Genomic DNA, 18,776 nt, shown 5'->3' on the forward strand with positions numbered 1-18,776 from the left:
TCTCGCAGACGGTTGGACTGGCGGCATAGTGCTGCAAGGCCATATCCCCGCGAGGCTGTGGAACCTTCCAGATTGTCCCGCCATGATCGCTGGCATGCACGCGGCAGATAAGATATCAGCGGGCGAGGGACGCCCCGCGAATCCCGATCGTTTCCGCAGCCGGCCATTGGAATGACGCCTCTTTCGCAACTGACCCGTCGCAATTACCTGATCGCCGCGCATGATGGGTTGGCGACCGCGCTTGCGCTGCTCGCAAGCTTCTACCTACGCTTCGAGGGAGGCGAGGCCTTCTATGACCGCCTGCCGTTATTGCTGTGCATTTTGCCGCTGTTCGTCGCCTTCAGCATCGTTATCAGCTACTTCTTCAATCTGACGACGACGAAGTGGCGGTTCATTTCACTGCCGGATGCACTGAACATCCTGCGCGTGGCGACCCTTCTGGCGGTAACGCTCGTCGTGTTGGACTATGCCTTCATTTTCGCCGCATCGAACGGCAAGGCGCCGGTGCTGTTCGGCCGTGTCACTATCGTGCTCTACTGGTTTCTGCAGGTGTTCGCGCTGAGCGCGCTGCGCTTCGGCTATCGCTATTTCCGTTACACGCGCGTTCGCCGCCATGCCCGGACCGAAGGCGCGTCGCCGACGCTGTTGATCGGCCGCGCCGCCGACGCCGAGGTGCTGTTGCGCGCGATCGAGAGCGGCGCAGTCAAGCAGCTTTGGCCGGTTGGCGTGCTGTCGCCATCGGCCGCGGACCGCGGGCAGTCGATCCGCAACGTGCCGGTGCTGGGCGGGATCGACGACGTCGAGGACGTGGTCCGCGATTATGCCGGACGGGGTAAGCCGATTTCGCGGGTCGTCATGACGCCGTCGGCGTTCGAACCCGAGGCGCACCCCGAGGCGGTTCTGATGCGGGCCAAGCGGCTCGGGCTGTTCGTCAGCCGCCTGCCGTCGCTCGAAGGCGGCGACGTGCCGAGGCTGACCAATGTCGCCGTCGAAGATCTTTTGCTGCGGCCGAGCGAGAAGATCGATTACGCGCGGCTTGAAGCGCTGGTGAGGGGCAAATCGGTGATCGTCACCGGTGGTGGCGGCTCGATCGGTTCGGAGATATGCGACCGCGTCGCGACCTTTGGCGCTGCGCGGCTGTTGGTGATCGAGCACTCGGAACCGGCGCTTTACGCCGTGACGGAAGCGCTGACGGCGCGCGCAGCCAACGCTGTCATCGAAGGCCGGATCGCCGACATCCGCGATCGTGACCGGATCATAAGCCTGATGCGGGAGTTCAAGCCCGATATCGTGTTCCATGCCGCCGCGCTGAAGCACGTGCCGATCCTCGAGCGCGATTGGAGCGAGGGCGTCAAGACCAACATCTTCGGATCGGTCAATGTCGCCGACGCGGCCCAGGCGGCTGGCGCCGAAGCCATGGTGATGATCTCGACCGACAAGGCGATCGAGCCGGTCTCGATGCTGGGCCTGACCAAGCGGTTCGCCGAAATGTATTGTCAGGCGCTCGACCACGACCTGATGACGCAATCGGAGGGCAAGCCGCACATGAGGCTGATCTCGGTGCGGTTCGGCAACGTACTGGCCTCGAACGGATCGGTGGTGCCGAAATTCAAGGCGCAGATCGAGGCCGGCGGTCCTGTCACGGTGACGCATCCGGACATGGTCCGGTATTTCATGACGATCCGCGAAGCCTGCGATCTCGTGCTGACCGCAGCCACGCACGCGCTGACGCCGGCGCGGCCCGACGTCTCCGTCTACGTCCTCAACATGGGACAGCCGGTCAAGATCGTGGAGCTTGCCGAGCGGATGATCCGCCTGTCCGGCCTCGAACCGGGCGTCGATATCGAGGTGGTGTTCACCGGCATGCGGCCGGGCGAGCGGCTGAACGAGATCCTGTTCGCCAACGAGGAGCCGCCAGTGGAGATCGGGGTCGCCGGTATTATGGCAGCCAAGCCGAATGAGCCGCCGATGCAGACCTTGCGCAAGTGGCTTGCGGCGCTGGAGGATGCAATCGAGCGGGATGACCGCTCAACTATCCGTGCGGTGCTCAAGGATGCCGTGCCGGAATTCGGATCGAACGCCGCCTGATTTTGCTGCCTCGCCCGGTCCGTCGCCGAGGCCATTCGTGCCCTTCGGAAGCCATGATGCAGAAGTCCGGAAAAGTCGTCGTCGTCAGCCAGCATTATCCGCCCGATCCGAGCACGACGGCGGCGATCATGGCCGCGATTTCCGACCGCGTGGCGCAGGAGGCCGATGTGCTGGTGCTGTCGGGAACGGCGGGCTCCGCGATATCGGCGCAAGCCGGCAAGCCTGAGGTCGTCGAGGTCAAGAACTGGATGCCGGGCAAGGGTGCGCTGGGAAAGCGGGCCGTGGCGGAATTGCTGTTCACGGTCCGGATGTTTTTTGTGCTGCTGGGGAAACTGCGGCGCGGCGACGTCACGCTGACCGTGCCGGCGCCCTTCATGCTCCCCTACGCTTTTGCCGCCGCGGCCAAATTGAAAGGCGCGAGATCGGCGCTGATCGTGCACGATCTCTATCCCGACGTCCTCGTCATGGCTGGCCTGTTGAAGCCGCAGTCGATGGTGGCGAAAGCGATGCGCGTGTTGAACGGGCCGATGTTTCGCACGCTCGACGCCGTCGTTATCATCGGCCGCGACACCGAGAAGCTGCTGCTGCGCTATCGCGGAATGACAAGCGACAAGATTCGCTTCATTCCGAACTGGGCAACGCTTGCGCGTGGCGTTCGCGCGATCGACCCGGACAATCCGTACCGCCGTTCGCTTTCCGCCCGCTTCGTCGTTGGCCTCTCGGGCAATCTCGGCTTTACCCACGATCCCGTCATCGTGTTCGAAGCGGCGCGCCTGCTGCGCGACGACAACGATATCCACTTCCTGCTGTCGGGCTGGGGAATCGGCTTTGACCAGTTGAAGGCCATGCAGGCTGAGGCAAAGCTCCCGAACGTTACCCTGGTCGATCGCGTCGAGGACGAGCAGCTAGAGGCGTTTCTTTCGGCGGCGGACGTCTGGATCATTCCCTACCGCAGGAACGTCGCCGGCGTGTCGGTGCCCAGCCGCTTCTACAATCTGCTGGCGATCGGCCGTCCGGTAGTCCTGGTTTCCGAAGCGGATGCCGAGGCGGCACTGACGGTCATCGAGCACGATGTCGGCTGGGTGGTCGAGCCCGGCAACGCCGACGAACTGGCGAAAGCGGTCAGTCGCGCCGCCGGGGCCGACGACCCACAGCGGGCCGAACGCGCGGCTGAAATCTCCAGGGGATTTGATTTTGAAATCGCCATGGCCGAGTATTGCGGCCTGATCCGCGAGCTCGCGCGGAAGTAGCTGGATCAGGCGCGAGACGGTTGCCGACGTGAGAAACGGTGCATCAGGAGCGCCGTCGCGGCGCCTCCAGCGCCGAGAAGCAGGCCTGCTATCGTAGCGGACGAGGTCATGGCCGAGCCGATCGCCAGTGCAGCCAGCACGAGGTTGAGCGCGAACACTTCGCTCACCACGCGCGATACGGAAAAGCCGTTGTCGGTGGCGCGCTGATAGAAGTGGGTGCGATGCGCGGCCCAGAACGGCTCGCGCCGCGCGACGCGTCGGAGCAGCGTGACGGTCGCGTCGGCGAGGTAATAGAGCGGCAACAGTAGCGCCGCTGCCACCTGCTGATGCCAGGCGAGCTGCAAGAGACACCAGCCGGCCAACAGGCCGATCGGCAGGCTGCCGACGTCACCGAGAAAGATTTTTGCGACCGGCCGGTTGAAAGGCGCGAAGCCGAGCATCGCGCCGAACAGCGCTGCGGCGGCGACTGTCGTCGATGCCGGAAGTCCGCCGAGCCAGCCGAGCAGAACGAGTGCGCCGGTGATGGGCACGATCTCGGCGACCGTCATCAGGTCCAGCCCGTCCATGAAGTTGACGAGGTTCACGAACCACAGGCCTGCGAGGATCAGGAGGCCGCGCTCGAGCCAGAGCGGGCAGGCGGGAACGATCCGTAAGCTTTCGGGGGCGACCAAGATCACCGCGGCGACGGCTAGTCCCTGCAGCAACAGCCGCGGTACTACGGGAAGCGAATTGACGTCATCGGTCAAGCCGACGGCCGCGATGAACAGCGTTGCGCCGAACACGGCTATGGGGATTTTCATCTCCGCCATACCCGCAAACGCGATGACCGTGACGGCCGCGATCAGCGTGGCCGCGATCACCGCGATGCCTCCACCTTGCGGCGTCGGAATCCGATGGGAAGAGCGCGCATTCGGTTTTGCCAACGCTACTCGCACGAGTAGCGGCCGGACCGCCCAGGTCAGCACGGCCGACAACAGCACAGCCGACGCCGCGGCAGCAAACGACAGCAGTAGTTGCGAATTGGCCATTCTAGTCCGTGCGGAAAGCTACTCGAAGGTTATTTGGGAACCTCGATCGGCGCCGTGCCCTGCGCGGCCTTCTCGGCGCTCAATATCCAGACCAGCCCGCCGATCGCGCCGACGATGAAGGATACCGCGCCATAGAGCAGGGAGATGTTGACGCCCTCGTTGGCCATCAGGCCGGCATACCCGAACGCCAGCCCCATGGTGGCTTCGCGGACGCCCCAGCCGGCAATCGAGATCGGCAGCATGGTGATCAGCATGACGGGCGGAACGAGCTGGAAGATCTGGCCGAACACAACGGGGGCGGCGATCGACTGCACCACGCACCAGGCGATGACGACCGCGAGCACGTGCACAAGCAGCGACAGCACCGCGACTTTCGGGCCGTGAGTGCGGCTGAACAGCACGCGATTCGCGATCACCGAGCAGGCGTGGATATGATGGGTGCCCCACCAGTGCTTCAGCCACGGCCACCGCAGCCTGCCGAGCAGGAGAAATCCGAGGCCGCCGGCAAGCGCTGCGAAATCGACGAACAGCAGCGCCGACCTGCCGTGCGGGTCGGTGATCAAGCGGTAGCTCCACGGCAGGCTCGCGACAATAACGACCGCGAGCGCAATCAGGCCGATGGCACGGTCGACGAAGATGGAATAGGTCGCCGCCCGCCAGCCGGCGCCGTTGCGCGCGACGAGCCATAGCCTGACCGCATCGCCGCCGATCGAGGACGGTAGCGTCTGGTTGAAGAACATCCCGATCACGTTGAAGCGCATCGCCTGCCGGGTCGGCAGCGGGGCGCCGCATTCGGCCCCGATCTCGCGCCATCGCAGGACGCCGATGAATATCTGCAGGAACGTCACGGCGATCGCGACGCCGATCCAGCCCAGGCTGGAAACGTCGAAGCGGGCTGCGAGGTCGGCGAGGTCGACCTTGCGCAACGCGAAATACAAGAGCGCCGCCGAGACTAGTATCTTCAATGTCGAAAGCAGGATTCGGCGCATCTCGCCCGTGCCGGGTTTGAGAAGAGGGTGCAAAAGCGATGCAATTCGGCGCCTTGGTATGGTTTTCGGGCCGATCTGGCAATAGCGGGGCTGGTAGGTGTTGCGGTGGCCTCGACAACGCAGGTAAAGAAGCCCCCAGCGACAGAAATTTCAGCCATTGAGCGGCGCCTTCCAAGGATACGATGCCGGATCAACCCATATTGGTAACCGGAGCTGCGGGTTTCATCGGCTTCCACGTCGCGCGCCGGCTGCTGGCCGAAGGCCGCGCCGTGATCGGTCTCGACAGTCTCAACGACTATTACGATCCGGCGCTGAAGCGGGCGCGGGTGGACGTTCTGCGCCGGGAGCAGGGTTTCACATTCGAGCAGATCGATCTCGCTGATCGCACGTCAGTGGAACGCCTGTTCGCCAACCACCGCTTCGCAAGGGTGGTGCATCTGGCGGCGCAGGCGGGCGTACGCTATTCGATCGATCATCCGCATGCCTATGTCGATGCCAATCTCGCGGGCTTCGTCAATGTGTTGGAAGGTTGCCGGCATCATGGCTGCGGCCATCTGGTCTATGCCTCGTCCTCGTCAGTCTACGGCGCCAATACGAAACTACCGTTTTCGGTGGACGACAAGACCGACCATCCGATCAGCCTATATGCCGCCACCAAGAAGGCCAATGAGCTGATCGCGCATTCCTACAGCCATCTCTATCGTCTTCCGGTGACGGGCCTGCGGTTCTTTACCATCTATGGGCCGTGGGGACGGCCCGATATGGCGGTTTTCCTCTTTACCAAAGCAATCGTGGAGGGCACGCCGATCCGGCTCTTTAACCATGGCAGGATGCGGCGCGACTTTACCCATATCGATGATGCGACGCGCGCCGTGTTGCGGCTGGTCGACCAGGCGCCTGACGACGCTGGTGGGGCCGCCGGGGCGCCAGCAAAAGTTTACAATGTCGGCAACAATCATCCGGAAGAGCTGACCCATGTGGTAGCAGTTCTGGAACAGGCGCTGGGCCGCGCAGCGGTCAAGGAGATGCTGCCGATGCAGCCCGGAGACGTGACCGAGACCTTTGCCGACGTTGCGGAACTGATGCGCGACACCGGCTTCAGGCCGCAAACCTCGATCGAGGACGGGCTTGCCGATTTTGTCGCCTGGTATCGTGACTACTACAGGATTTGAGGCGCCGATGAACCGACGAATAATTCCCCTGATCATGTGCGGCGGCGCGGGAACGCGGTTGTGGCCGGCCTCGCGCGAAGTTCATCCCAAGCAGTTCCTGTCCCTGTTCGGCGCGCGCTCGACGTTCCAGGATACGCTGTTGCGGGTTTCCGATGCTGGTCTCTTCGAACGGCCCGTCATCATCACCAACAACGCCTATCGCTTCATGGTGCTCGAGCAACTGGCGGAGATCGGACTGGAAGCCGACGTGCTTCTCGAACCGATGCGGCGCGATTCCGGGCCTGCGATCGCGGCCGGCGCTGCCTTTGCGCAAGCGCGCGACAAGGATGCCATCGTGCTGGCGCTTGCTGCCGACCACGTGGTGCGCGACACGCCCGCTTTCCTCGCCGCCTGCCGCGAGGGGCTGGCTGCCGCGGAAGCCGGGCACATCGTGACGTTCGGCGTGCAGCCCGAACGTGTCGCCACCGAATATGGCTACATCAATCCCGGCGAGGTCATTTCCGGCAAGGTTCGCGCGGTCGCGAAGTTCGTCGAAAAGCCCGATCCGGCAACCGCGGCTGATTACGTCAAGTCGGGCTATCTCTGGAACAGCGGCAACTTCATGTTCCGCGCCGCTGTTCTGTCGGATGAGTATGGCAAGGTTGATGCGGACAGCGTCCAAGCCGTCACTGATGCAGTGACGAAAGCGGGAACCGACCTCGGCTTCGTCAAGCTCGACGAGGCCGCGTTCGGATCGGCGAAATCGATCTCGATCGACTATGCGGTGATGGAGAAGACCTCGCGTGCCGCGGTCGTGCCGGTCGCGTGCGGCTGGTCCGATGTCGGCTCCTGGCATGCGGTGTGGGAATTGTCCGGCAAGGACGGCGAGGGCAACGCGGCGCGCGGCGCGGCAGTATTCGAGAATTCCCGCAATTGCAACGTATCGACCGATCGGGCGCTAGTCGCGCTCGAAGGCGTCGACGACCTCGTGGTGGTCGCAACTCAGGACGCCGTGCTGGTGAGCAGGCAGAAGGATGCCAACGGGCTGAAGCGGCTGGTCGCGAAACTGAAGACCGTGGCGCCGCAGGTGACGGAAGACCACATCAGGGTGCATCGTCCCTGGGGATCCTATCAGTCGGTCGACAATGGCGACCGGCATCAGGTCAAGCGCATCATCGTCAAGCCGGGCGGGCGGCTGTCGCTGCAGAAACACCATCACCGCGCCGAGCACTGGATCGTGGTGCGCGGAACGGCGCAGGTGACGGTCAACGAGCTGGTCAAGACCGTGCACGAGAACGAATCGATCTACATCCCGATCGGCGCGGTGCACCGGTTGGAAAATCCGGGCAAGATCCAACTCGAACTGATCGAGGTCCAGACCGGCAGCTATTTCGGCGAGGATGACATCATCCGCATCGAGGACGACTACCAGCGCAGTTGACCCCACCGTAGTTTTACCGGGCCGGCGGTTGTAATTCTTTGAATCAAAACGTGTCCGAAAGCCGTCGATCGCGTTCGCCACATCTGTGATGGCATGCTAGAGAACCCCCGGGGATACTACCGGCGCAATTCTGCTTGGAATCTGCCTAGAATATCTGCTTGGGGTCGACAAATCATGAGTTCCAAAGGGGCCGCATTCGACGCGAAGGCCGACACAAAACGCGCCTTGCGCGTCGGCGTGGTCGGCGCGGGCGTGATGGGCAGCAACCATGCCCGCGTGCTGGCTGGTCTACCCGGCGTGACGCTGGTCGGCATTGTCGATCCGTTGCCCGAACACCGCGCGCGCGCCACCGCGCTCGCCGGCTGCCGCGCCTTCGCCGAGCTCGACGAGCTGTTTGACGAGGGCGTCGATGCCGTGACGATCGCGGCGCCGACCCATCTTCATCACGAGATTGCGCTGGCCTGCATTACCCGCAATATCCACCTCCTGGTCGAGAAGCCGGTCGCTACGACGGTGGAAGAGGGGCAGGACATCGTGAATGCGGCGAAGAGCGCCGGCGTGACGCTCATGGTCGGCCATGTCGAGCGCTTCAATCCGGCAGTCGCCGCGATCAAGCAGGCGATCGCGGGCGAGGACATTCTTTCGATTGGCATCACCCGCGTCGGGCCGTTTCCGCCGCGGATGTCCAATGTCGGCGTCGTGATCGATCTAGCCGTCCACGACATCGACCTGATCCGCTGGTTCACCGAGTCCGATATCATCGAGGTGCAGCCGCAGCTTTCCAGCGCGGTTGCCGAGCGCGAGGATATCGCGCTCCTGCAATTCCGCACCGCCTCCGGCGTGCTTGCCCATATCAACACCAACTGGCTGACGCCGTTCAAGGCGCGCAGTGTTACGGTCGCAACCCGCGGCAAATATGTGATGGGCGATCTTTTGACACGGCAGGTGACCGAGTGCTTCGGCTTCAAGCCCGACGGCAGCTACTCGATGCGGCATCTCCCGGTCGGCCATGATGAACCGCTGCGCGCCGAGCTGATTGCATTCCTCGATGCCGTCCGCACCGGCAATGTGCCGGCGGTTTCCGGCGACGAGGGCGTCGCCAGTCTCGAGATCGCGATTCGCTGCCTCGAGCAGCCCGCCAAGCCCGCGGCCTCCGCCGTGCGCAAGGGACCGCGCCGCATCGCCAGCTGAGAACCTCTCATTTTAGACTTCTGTAAGGCTCCATGAACCAGCACATGCGTCCAGAACCCGTTCCCTTCTATGATCTCGCCTCGCAGCGCCGTCGGCTCGGCACATCGATCGATGAGGCGATCTCGCGTGTGACGAGCCATTGCCTCTTCATCAATGGTCCGGAAGTCGCCGTGCTGGAGAAGGCGTTGGCCGATTTTTGCGGCGCCAAGCATGTCGTGAGCTGCGCGAGCGGCACCGACGCGCTTTTGATGGTGCTGATGGCCAAGGAAGTCGGCCCGGGGGACGCCGTCCTGTGTCCATCCTTCACGTTCTGCGCGACCGGTGAAGCCGTCGCGTTGACCGGCGCAACGCCGGTGTTCGTCGACGTAGATGAAGCAACCTTCAATATGGATGCCGCTTCGCTCAAGCGCGGCATCGCAACCGCCAGGCAGCGCGGCCTGAAGCCGCGCGCCGTGATCCCCGTCGACCTGTTCGGCCAAAGCGCCGACCACGATGCGATCGCCAGGGTCGCAGCGGCCGAAGGCCTGTTCGTGCTCGATGATGCCGCGCAGGGTTTTGGCGCGAGCTACAAGGGCCGCCGTATCGGCTCCTTGGGACTTGCCACCGCGACCAGCTTCTTCCCGACCAAGCCGCTCGGCTGTTTCGGCGATGGCGGCGCCATCTTTACCGACGATGACAAACTTGCCGAGACGCTGCGCAGCATCCGCGTGCACGGCCAGGGCTCCGACAAATACGACAATGTCCGCCTTGGCCTGACCGGACGTCTCGACACCATGCAGGCGGCGGTCCTGATTGAGAAGTTGAGGATTTTTGAAGACGAGATCGCGGCCCGCAACCGCGTTGCGGAGCGCTATGCGCGCGGTCTTGGCAATTTCGTGGCGGTGCCGCGGTTGGCTTCCGGATGCACCTCGGTTTGGGCGCAGTACACCATCCGCCTGCCAAAGGGCACCGACCGCGACGGTTTTGCGGCAGTGCTGAAGGCGCAGGGCGTTCCGACGATGGTCTATTACACGAAATCGATGCATCAACAGACCGCCTACCGGGATTTTCCGATTGCGGATGGCGGGTTGCCGGTGAGCGAAAAGCTCTCGGACGATGTCCTCAGCCTGCCGATTCACGCCTATCTCGACGAGCCGACGCAGGATCGCGTCATCGAGGCGGTGCGCGGCGCGCTTCAGGCATGATGGCGACCCGAACGGCCGCGTTAGCGCAAAGTGGCCTTCCGGCTTCGGACCGGATCATGCCTAAACGTTAGCTGCCTGATTTCCCTGTCTCGCGATATGCGCTAGAAGCGGCGCATGCTCGGACGCATCTTCACCGTCGGCGGTTACACGCTGCTTTCGCGGCTGACCGGATTCGCGCGCGATATCATGCTCGCCGCGATTCTCGGCGCGGGTCCCGTCGCGGACGCGTTCTTCGTGGCGCTGCGGCTGCCCAATCATTTTCGCGCAATCTTCGCCGAAGGCGCCTTCAACGCCGCCTTCGTGCCGGCCTATGCGCATCTGCACGGCAACAGCGAAGCTTCGGCAAAACTGTTCGCCGACCGGATATTCACGCTCTTGTTCGCTGCCCAGGTGATTTTGCTGGTTGTGGCCTGGGGGTTCATGCCCGAAGTGATCGCCGTTCTCGCGCCGGGGTTCAAGGACGATCCGGCGCGCGGCGAACTGGCAATATCGCTGACGCGGATCACGTTTCCGTATTTGCTGCTGATCACGCTGGTGACGCTGTACGGCGGCATGCTCAACGTGATGCATCGCTTCGCCAGCGCCGCCGCCGCGCCGATCTTCCTCAATCTGTCGATGATGGCGACCCTGGCGCTGGCGGCGTTCTTTCCGGGCGCGGGCTACGCCGCCGCATGGGGCGTTCTGCTCGCCGGCATTCTCGAATTCCTGCTGCTGGCGGGTGATGCGGCAAAGACCGGCATCCTGCCGAAATTCGCTTTGATCAAATTCGATGAAGACGTGCGCGCGTTCTTTCGGGCGCTGGGACCTGCGACCATCGGCTCGATGGGAACGCAGATAGCGCTGTTCGCCGATACGATCATCGCGACCTTTCTGCCGGCGGGCGCGCTTTCGGCGCTGTATTACGCCGACCGTCTCAACCAGTTGCCGATCGGCGTGATCGGGATCGCGATCGGCACCGTGTTGCTGCCGGAAATGTCGCGGCGCCTCACGGCGAACGATATCACTGGTGCATCCGCCGCGCAGCGGCGGGCGTTCGAATTCTCGCTGCTGTTTTCGGTACCTTTCGTCGCCGCCTTCCTGATCGTGCCTGATGTGATCATGCGCGCGATGTTTGCGCGTGGCGCGTTCTCGAACGCGGATGCGATGACTGCCGGCGCCACGCTGGCCGCTTACGCAATCGGACTCATCCCGTTCGTGACTATCCGCAGTGCGGTGGCGACCTTCTATGCCCGTCACGACACCGCGACGCCGGTCAAGGCGGCGCTGACCGGCGTTGCCGTCAACGTGGCGCTCAAAGTCGCATTGATGGGCGCGCTGGCGCAGATTGGCCTGGCGCTCGCCACCGCCATTGGGGCGTGGGTCAACCTTTTGCTGGTGCTCGCCTTCGCGGTGCGGGCGGGCTACCTCGAACTCGATCGCGCCTGGATGACGTCGCTCGCCAAGTTCGCCACGGCCGGTGTCGTGCTCGGCGCCGCGCTTTGGGCCACCGCGCGATTCGCGAACGTCTATTTCGCGCAGATGCACACCTTCCGCGATGAGACCGCATTGGCGTTGCTGATCGTGACCGGTGCATTCGTGTACGGGGTCGCAATCATGCTGCTGTTTGGCCGGGGGTGGATATTCGCGCTGCTGCGTGACCGGAGGTCTGGTCCTAAGACAAAAGCGAATAATGAATAAGGCACGTCATGGCCGTATTAGGGCATTTTTGCAACAGGCGCCCACAAAACGCCATTTGCGGCCGATCCGTAAATGATTGGGGCGCGACTCCGCGTTAATTTGAGCTCAGATTTAATTAGTGGTTTTCCGAGGGGCACCCATGCGCGTTTCAACTTTCAAGGCAATTGCGGCTTCGGCACTGGCTGTTATGGCTGCGACTTCAGTAGCGTCCGCAGCCGATATGGCGCCGCGCTACACCAAGGCGCCGCCGCCTTTGGTCGAGGTCTGGAACTGGACCGGCTTCTATATCGGCGGCAACGCCGGCTATAGCTGGGGTCGCGGCCATTCGGACGTTTCTTATTTCAACACGCTGACCGGCCTGCCGATCGTACCGCCCGCGGGCTCCATCCTCGGCGCCGGCTACAATATGGACGGCGCCATTGCGGGTGGCCAGATCGGCTACAACTGGCAAGCCAACAACTGGGTGTTCAGTCTGGAAGCGGACGCACAGTGGTCGGACGAGAAGGGCAGGGGCGTACTAAGCTGCGCCGCGACGGGCGTTGGCGGGCCGTGTCTTCCCGGTCTGACGTTCCTGCCGCCGGGCGTGACCGGGACCAGCCTCGCCGTTGATACGCACCTCGAATGGTTCGGCACCCTGCGCGGCCGCGTCGGTGTTCTCGCAACTCCCCGGGTTCTGTTCTACGGCACCGGCGGTCTCGCCTATGGCTCGTTCAAGACCACCGGCACGATGGCTGGCGTGACGCCGGCCGGTGTTGCGGTGGCCTCGGTTTCCTCGAACGACGATATCCGCTTCGGCTGGACGGTTGGCGCTGGTGTTGAAGGCAAGATCACCAGCAACTGGAGCGCCAAGCTCGAATACCTCTATATGGATTTCGATAGCTTCCGCGCTGGCTCTTTCACGCTCGCACCGGCCAGCGCGATCCGGGCCGACGTGGACACGCGCTTCCACGACCACGTCCTGCGTGTCGGCCTGAACTACACCTTCGGCGGCCCGGTGATCGCGAAGTATTGATTGCGGCGCTCTCTTCCTCCCGTAAAAATCAAAGCCCCGGCATCGTCCGGGGCTTTTTTATTTGTGCAAGCGCGAAAAGGATTGGGCTACGCGGCGCTTCCGTTGCGCCAGTGCTGTGGCTAGTCGGGCGAAAGCGGTTTGCGCTGACGCGCGAACCACTGCAATATGGAACGCTTCTAGAGCGTGATCCGGAAAGGTGGTTACCGGTTTTCCGAAACGGCCATGCTCAAACCAAAAACGATGGGGCGGATGACGGTTCGAAGAGGCGTCATCGTGCTCCAGGACAATTGGAGATACGATGGCAGCTCCCATCAAGTTCGGCGTCGGTCAAAGCGTCCTCCGCAAGGAAGACGATGCGCTCATTCGCGGCAAGGGCCGCTATACCGACGACCACTCGCCACAGCCGGCATTGCACGCGCTGATGCTCCGCTCGCCGCATGCGCACGCGAAATTCACCCTCAACGTCACCAAGGCCCGCGGGATGCCGGGCGTGGCTGCGATCCTGACCGCCGACGACGTCAGGGATCTCGGCGACCTGCCGTGCCTGTTCAACTTGGAAGTCGATCCGTTCACCGGCCCGCCCTATCCGATTCTTCCCAAGGACGAGGTGCGCCATGTCGGCGACGCCGTTGCCTTCGTGGTCGCCGACACTATCGACCAGGCGCGCGACGCGATCGAGGCGATCGACGTCAAATGGACACCGCTTCCGTCGGTGGTCGGCGTCGTCAATGCCGTGAAGAAAGACGCGCCGCTGGTCTGGCCCGACAAGCCCGGCAATGTGCTGTTCGACGTATCGATCGGTGACAAGAAGGCGGCTGAGGCCGCCTTTGCAAAGGCGCATGCGATTGCCGAGATATCGATCGTCAACCCGCGCGTCATCACCAACTTCATGGAAACGCGCGCCGCGGTCGCCGAATACGACGCCAAGCGCGATCACCTGACGCTGACCATCGGCAGCCAGGGCAGCCATCGCCTGCGCGAAATCCTGTGCGGCATGGTGCTGAAGATTCCGATGGAAAAGATGCGGGTGATCTGTCCCGACGTCGGCGGCGGCTTCGGCACGAAACTGTTTCCCTATCGCGAATACGCGCTGATTTCGGTGGCAGCGCGCAAGCTGCGCAAGACCATCAAATGGACCGCCGATCGCTCCGATCACTTCATGGGCGACGCGCAGGGCCGCGACAACGTCACGACGGCGAAGATGGCGCTGGCCGAGGACGGCAAATTCCTCGGCATGGATGTTGATCTGATGGGCGACATGGGCGCCTATCTCTCGACCTTCGGGCCCTACATTCCGCATGGCGGCGCCGGCATGTTGCCGGGGCTCTACGACATCCAGGCCTTCCACTGCCGCGTCCGCACCGTGTTCACCAACACCGTGCCGGTCGACGCCTATCGCGGCGCTGGGCGCCCCGAAGCGGCCTATGTGATCGAACGCCTGGTCGATGCGGCGGCACGCAAGCTCGGTATGACGCCGGATGCGATCAGGCGCAAGAACTTCATTCCGCCGAAGGCGATGCCCTACAAGACCGCGACCGGAAAGGTCTACGATTCCGGCGACTTCACCGCGCATATGAAGCGCGCGATGGAAGTAGCCAACTGGAAGGAATTTCCGAAGCGCGCCAAGGCGGCGAAGAAGCAAGGTCTCGTGCGCGGCATCGGCATGTCCTGCTATGTCGAGATCTGCGGCACGATGGGTGAGGAGACCGCTAACGTCGCGCTCGATCCCAACGGCGACATCAACATTCTGATCGGCACGCAGTCGAGCGGGCAGGGCCACCAGACTGCCTATGCACAGCTCGTTGCCGAGCAGTTCGGCGTGCCGCCGGAGCGTGTTCATGTCTTGCAGGGCGACACCGACATGATCGCCACCGGGCTCGGCACCGGCGGCTCGGCGTCGATCCCGACCGGCGGCGTCAGCGTCGAGCGCGCCACGCGCGAACTCGGCAACAAGCTGAAGGAGATCGCGGCCGAAGCGCTGGAGACCAGCGCTGGGGACCTCGAGATCAGCAATGGCGTCGTGCGCATCGCGGGCACCGATCGCTCGATCAGCTTTGCCGACCTCGCAAAGCGCCCGGGCGTTGATCCGTCGAAACTGAATGCGAGCGCGACGTTTGCGCAGGCCGACGGCACCTACCCGAACGGCACGCATCTCGCCGAAGTCGAGATCGATCCCGCCACCGGCATCATCAGAATCGTCAACTATGTCATCGTCGACGATTTCGGGGTCACGCTCAATCCGCTGCTGCTCGCCGGCCAGGTGCATGGCGGGGCGATGCAGGGTATCGGTCAGGCCTTGATGGAGCAGGCGGTCTATAGCGCAACCGACGGCCAGCTCGTCACCGGCACTTTCATGGATTATGCGGTGCCGCGGGCTTCCGACGGTCCGTCGTTCCATTTCGAAACGCACAACGTGCCGTGCACGACCAATCCGCTCGGCGTCAAGGGCGCGGGCGAGGCGGGCGCGATAGGCTCTTGCCCCGCGGTGGTTAACGCGATCATCGAGGGCCTGTGGCGCGAGTACAAGATCGACCACATCGACATGCCGGCTACGGCCGAACGGGTTTGGATCGCAATCCGCGAGGCGCAGAAACAGCATAATCTCTGATATTTTGTCGCATGCGGAATGTTGCACCGCATGCGGTGTTTACAAACAGCCGGTCCGCACCACCTTTTGGGGCCGGTACAAACCCGAATTGAAGGGGATTTAGCCAATGAAGCGGATCGTCGTCGTCGCAGCTGTGCTTGCATTCAGTGCCGGTGCGGTCGTTGCACAGCAGGATCAGGTCAAGCGGACCCAGGCCATGATGAAGGACAATGGCAAGAACGCCGGCGCGTTGTCGGCGATGGTTAAAGGCGAAAAGCCCTACGACCAATCGACTGTCAATGCCGCGTTGGCCCAGTTCGAAGACACCGCCAAGAACCTTCCGACGTTGTTCCCCGAGAGCATGAAAGGTGTTAAGCTGGAGGGTGATTACGATCCCTCGCCGAAAATCTGGGAAGACAAGGCCGGCTTCGAGTCCCAAATTAAGAGCTTCGCCAAGGTCGTCGCCGACGCCAAAGGCAAGATCAAGAATCTCGACACGCTAAAGGCGGAACTGCCTGTCATCGGCAAGCAGTGCGGTGGCTGCCACGAGACATACCGGATCAAGAAGGGCTGATCGCATTTCTAATTTTGAGCATGATCTTCTCGGAAACCGCTACAGATTTTTTTCCAGATCATGCTCTGGCCTCAAAAAGAGGGCGGACGCCGCGAAGCGTCCGCCCTTTTTGTGTTAGCCTTTTCTTGTTTTGTTTACTCGTGTTCGAACTTACCTACTTCGTCACCAAACTTACTTGGTGACGTAATTTATTTGGTCACCTGGCCGCGGATTTCGCCGCCCGGATTGGCTGCGGTGTGGATGTTGATGTAGTACCTGCCCGCCACAAGATCCGCGGCCTGCGCATCGGTCAACGTTGCGCTGCCCTCGACTGGGCTCGACGTCGCATTGGGAATGGCGACGGCGACACCGGCATTCTTGCCGGCTTCTGCGGGTCCGTGGAAATGTGCGGCGGTGGCTGGGCCAGACAGGCCGGAATAGGAGAGCTTCCAACTCAGCTTCTTGCTGGCGGGATCGTAGTCGATGTCGGCGGTACCGGTGGCTGCGCTGGTGCTGGGCGGCACCTGGGACTTGCCGTCGAGTGTCGCCTTCATCTTGTCGGCAGACGCGGGTCCGGCAAAAGCAATCGCTGCCCCCAACGCAAGCGTGACAAGCATGATCTTGTTCGACATGGTGTTTCTCCCTGTGGACGTCAAAACGGCGATGTCAGCCTCAAAACAACGCCTTTCCGAATTTATTCCCGAAACGCAGATAAAGGCCCGAAATTTCGCAGAAGCCTATGGCGCAAAGTGCGTCCATACTGGTTGTTGAGTTTAGGGCTCCCTGACAACGGATCAGTGAATGCTGCGACGAATTCTCCTTGGCTTGATTTTGGCTGGCGTCGCCGGCGCCGGTGTTTTCTGGTGGCTCACGATCCCGGCGGTCGTTGCCCCAGCCTCGCTTCCTCCCCGCACGCCGAACCTTGCCAACGGCGTTGCAACGTTCAATGCCGGGGGCTGTTCCTCCTGCCATGCCGTTCCCAACCAACCCGATCGGCTAAAACTGGGCGGCGGGCTAGCAATGCCTTCGCCGTTCGGGACGTTTTACGTCCCCAACATCTCGCCTGATCCCACTTACGGTATTGGCCGGTGGAGCGAGGCTGATTTCGTGACCGCGGTGCTCAAGGGGACGTCGCCGGACGGCGCGCACTATTTTCCGGCCTTTCCATATACGTCGTACCAGCACGCGAGCGTCGACGACGTGCGCGATCTCTTTGCCTACCTGAAGACGCTTCCAGCCGTGACCGGCAAGACGCGCGATCACGACGTTCCGTTTCCATTCAACATCCGCCGCAACATCGGCGTCTGGAAATGGTTGTTCATGGACGGAAAGCCTCACGTAGCCGACGCCTCACATTCGGCGTCGTGGAATCGCGGGGCTTACCTCGTCAACGGTATGGGCCATTGCGCCGAGTGTCACAGCCCGCGCAATTTCCTCGGCGGCATCGTCGAAGCGCAACGCTTCGCAGGCGGGCCCAATCCGGAGGGCGAGGGCTGGATACCCAACATCACCCAGAAGAGATTGGCCGAGTGGAGCGCGAAGGATATCGCCTACTTCCTGGAAACGGGGCAAACGCCGGATGGCGACAGCGCCGGCGGATCGATGGCGCGCGTGATCAAGAACACCTCGCAATTGCCGCCGGAAGATCGCGATGCCATCGCGGACTACGTCAAGTCGCTGCCGCCGGTCGAAGGACCGCCGCGGCCGAAGAAGAAGGACGCAGAAAAGTCGTGACGGAAATCGCTTCGCGCGCCGTCAGGGCGTCAAGGCTGCGGTGATCGGCTCACGCCTTTCCGGCAAGGTGGGCACGATCGTCAACGGCTTGCGCGACGCGGGCGTGGCGTTTTTGGTCCGTTTCAAATCCGTGGCAGGTTTGGCCGACGCAATGTCGGCGAACGAGCGATCGAAATCGCCCATCCGGTACAGCACGACGCCGTTATCGAAATGGGCGGTTGCGAAGCGCGGATAATATTGAACCCCCAAATTGTACGTGGCAAACGCCGGGACAGGCTCGAAGCGGCCGATCGGGGCGGCGCCCGATTCCTTCGCTGCCGGCACTACGGAGGCGAGCGCGACCGCTCCGCGGGTCGAAACCTCTCCACCGCGCTGGATGCGCGGTTCGTCCTGCGCTGGAGCGTCGGGCTGCACGGCCGCAACTTGCTGCGCGCCGCCGGCGGCTCTGTCGGCCAGTATTTCGGCGGCGCCCGGCGGTTTTGAAAACAATCCGAACACGGTGTAGCCGCCGACCAGCACCGCGGAAATGACCGTTGCCGCCATCGTGTTAGAGGCGACCTTTCGTACGGTCTCGTATGTCTGGATTGCCTGCGTGGCAGGCGGCTGCAGCGCAATGGCGAGCAACTGATCGTAGGTCGCGCGCTGCTCGGTGTCGGTCAGGATGTCATAGGCGCGCACGAGTTCCCTAAACCTCAGCGCAGCATCGGGATTGTCGGGATTGATATCGGGATGAGTCGCTTTCGCGGCCTTGCGGAATGCCTTCCGCAATTCCTCGGCGTCATCACTCGGAAGCGCTCCGAGCAAATCGTACAGCGTCCCCATGGTGGTACTCGCGACCGTTTCCCCCTCGGAGCGTCCCCCGCCGCGGAACTTCCGATTGACGACGCTCTA

15 protein-coding genes are annotated in these 18,776 nt (G+C 62.8%); 11 read left to right on the top strand and 4 right to left on the bottom strand.

Translation table 11 applies throughout. The annotated features are described in order from the left end of the window. Window positions 1–171: 171 nt before the first annotated feature. Both RX328_RS18805 and RX328_RS18810 read left to right on the top strand, forming a co-directional pair. Window positions 172–2,088, top strand: coding sequence for an SDR family NAD(P)-dependent oxidoreductase (locus RX328_RS18805; protein ID WP_317258781.1), 1,917 nt, complete (start codon window positions 172–174; stop codon window positions 2,086–2,088). 56 nt (window positions 2,089–2,144) lie between these two features. Then, window positions 2,145–3,338 (top strand): glycosyltransferase family 4 protein, encoded by a 1,194-nt coding sequence (locus RX328_RS18810; protein ID WP_213256777.1) that lies wholly within the window; start codon window positions 2,145–2,147, stop codon window positions 3,336–3,338. Window positions 3,339–3,343: 5 nt separating this feature from the next. Here RX328_RS18810 and RX328_RS18815 read toward each other — a convergent pair whose 3' ends face one another. After that, on the bottom strand, window positions 3,344–4,366 hold the full coding sequence (locus tag RX328_RS18815; RefSeq protein ID WP_213256779.1) for an MraY family glycosyltransferase: 1,023 nt from the start codon (window positions 4,364–4,366) through the stop codon (window positions 3,344–3,346). Between the two features lie 29 nt (window positions 4,367–4,395). Then, window positions 4,396–5,355, bottom strand: a complete 960-nt coding sequence (locus RX328_RS18820; protein ID WP_213256781.1) for a lysylphosphatidylglycerol synthase transmembrane domain-containing protein — start codon at window positions 5,353–5,355, stop codon at window positions 4,396–4,398. 182 nt (window positions 5,356–5,537) lie between these two features. Between RX328_RS18820 and RX328_RS18825 the strand changes: the two genes are divergently transcribed. The 8 genes from RX328_RS18825 to RX328_RS18860 all read left to right on the top strand — a co-directional run bounded on the left by RX328_RS18825 (window position 5,538) and on the right by RX328_RS18860 (window position 16,172). Further along, window positions 5,538–6,527, top strand: coding sequence for an NAD-dependent epimerase (locus RX328_RS18825; protein WP_213256783.1), 990 nt, complete (start codon window positions 5,538–5,540; stop codon window positions 6,525–6,527). A 7-nt stretch (window positions 6,528–6,534) separates the two neighbouring features. Continuing rightward, entirely contained in the window at window positions 6,535–7,947 is a 1,413-nt protein-coding gene (locus tag RX328_RS18830; protein ID WP_213256785.1) for a mannose-1-phosphate guanylyltransferase/mannose-6-phosphate isomerase, read from the top strand. Between the two features lie 174 nt (window positions 7,948–8,121). Next, entirely contained in the window at window positions 8,122–9,138 is a 1,017-nt protein-coding gene (locus RX328_RS18835; RefSeq protein WP_213256787.1) for a Gfo/Idh/MocA family protein, read from the top strand. A gap of 32 nt (window positions 9,139–9,170) precedes the next feature. Next, on the top strand, window positions 9,171–10,322 hold the full coding sequence (locus tag RX328_RS18840; protein ID WP_213256789.1) for a DegT/DnrJ/EryC1/StrS family aminotransferase: 1,152 nt from the start codon (window positions 9,171–9,173) through the stop codon (window positions 10,320–10,322). Between the two features lie 114 nt (window positions 10,323–10,436). After that, complete coding sequence (murJ, locus tag RX328_RS18845) at window positions 10,437–11,999, top strand: murein biosynthesis integral membrane protein MurJ (RefSeq protein WP_213256791.1); 1,563 nt, start codon at window positions 10,437–10,439, stop codon at window positions 11,997–11,999. Between the two features lie 139 nt (window positions 12,000–12,138). Further along, window positions 12,139–13,011, top strand: a complete 873-nt coding sequence (locus RX328_RS18850) for an outer membrane protein (RefSeq protein WP_249727258.1) — start codon at window positions 12,139–12,141, stop codon at window positions 13,009–13,011. Window positions 13,012–13,309: 298 nt separating this feature from the next. Next, entirely contained in the window at window positions 13,310–15,619 is a 2,310-nt protein-coding gene (locus RX328_RS18855; protein WP_213256793.1) for a xanthine dehydrogenase family protein molybdopterin-binding subunit, read from the top strand. 106 nt (window positions 15,620–15,725) lie between these two features. Next, window positions 15,726–16,172, top strand: a complete 447-nt coding sequence (locus tag RX328_RS18860; RefSeq protein WP_213256795.1) for a c-type cytochrome — start codon at window positions 15,726–15,728, stop codon at window positions 16,170–16,172. Between the two features lie 188 nt (window positions 16,173–16,360). On the opposite strand, the gene RX328_RS18865 is transcribed toward RX328_RS18860, so the two are convergent. Beyond that, complete coding sequence (locus RX328_RS18865; RefSeq protein ID WP_213256797.1) at window positions 16,361–16,783, bottom strand: CHRD domain-containing protein; 423 nt, start codon at window positions 16,781–16,783, stop codon at window positions 16,361–16,363. 169 nt (window positions 16,784–16,952) lie between these two features. Between RX328_RS18865 and RX328_RS18870 the strand changes: the two genes are divergently transcribed. After that, window positions 16,953–17,885: a c-type cytochrome gene (locus RX328_RS18870; RefSeq protein WP_213256800.1), complete on the top strand. Its 933-nt coding sequence runs from the start codon at window positions 16,953–16,955 to the stop codon at window positions 17,883–17,885. A gap of 21 nt (window positions 17,886–17,906) precedes the next feature. Here RX328_RS18870 and RX328_RS18875 read toward each other — a convergent pair whose 3' ends face one another. Beyond that, a complete protein-coding gene (locus tag RX328_RS18875; protein ID WP_213256802.1) occupies window positions 17,907–18,707 on the bottom strand; it encodes a J domain-containing protein in 801 nt (266 codons plus the stop codon). Window positions 18,708–18,776: the final 69 nt, after the last annotated feature.

This window comes from Bradyrhizobium sp. sBnM-33, from assembly GCF_032917945.1.
GTDB lineage: Bacteria > Pseudomonadota > Alphaproteobacteria > Rhizobiales > Xanthobacteraceae > Bradyrhizobium.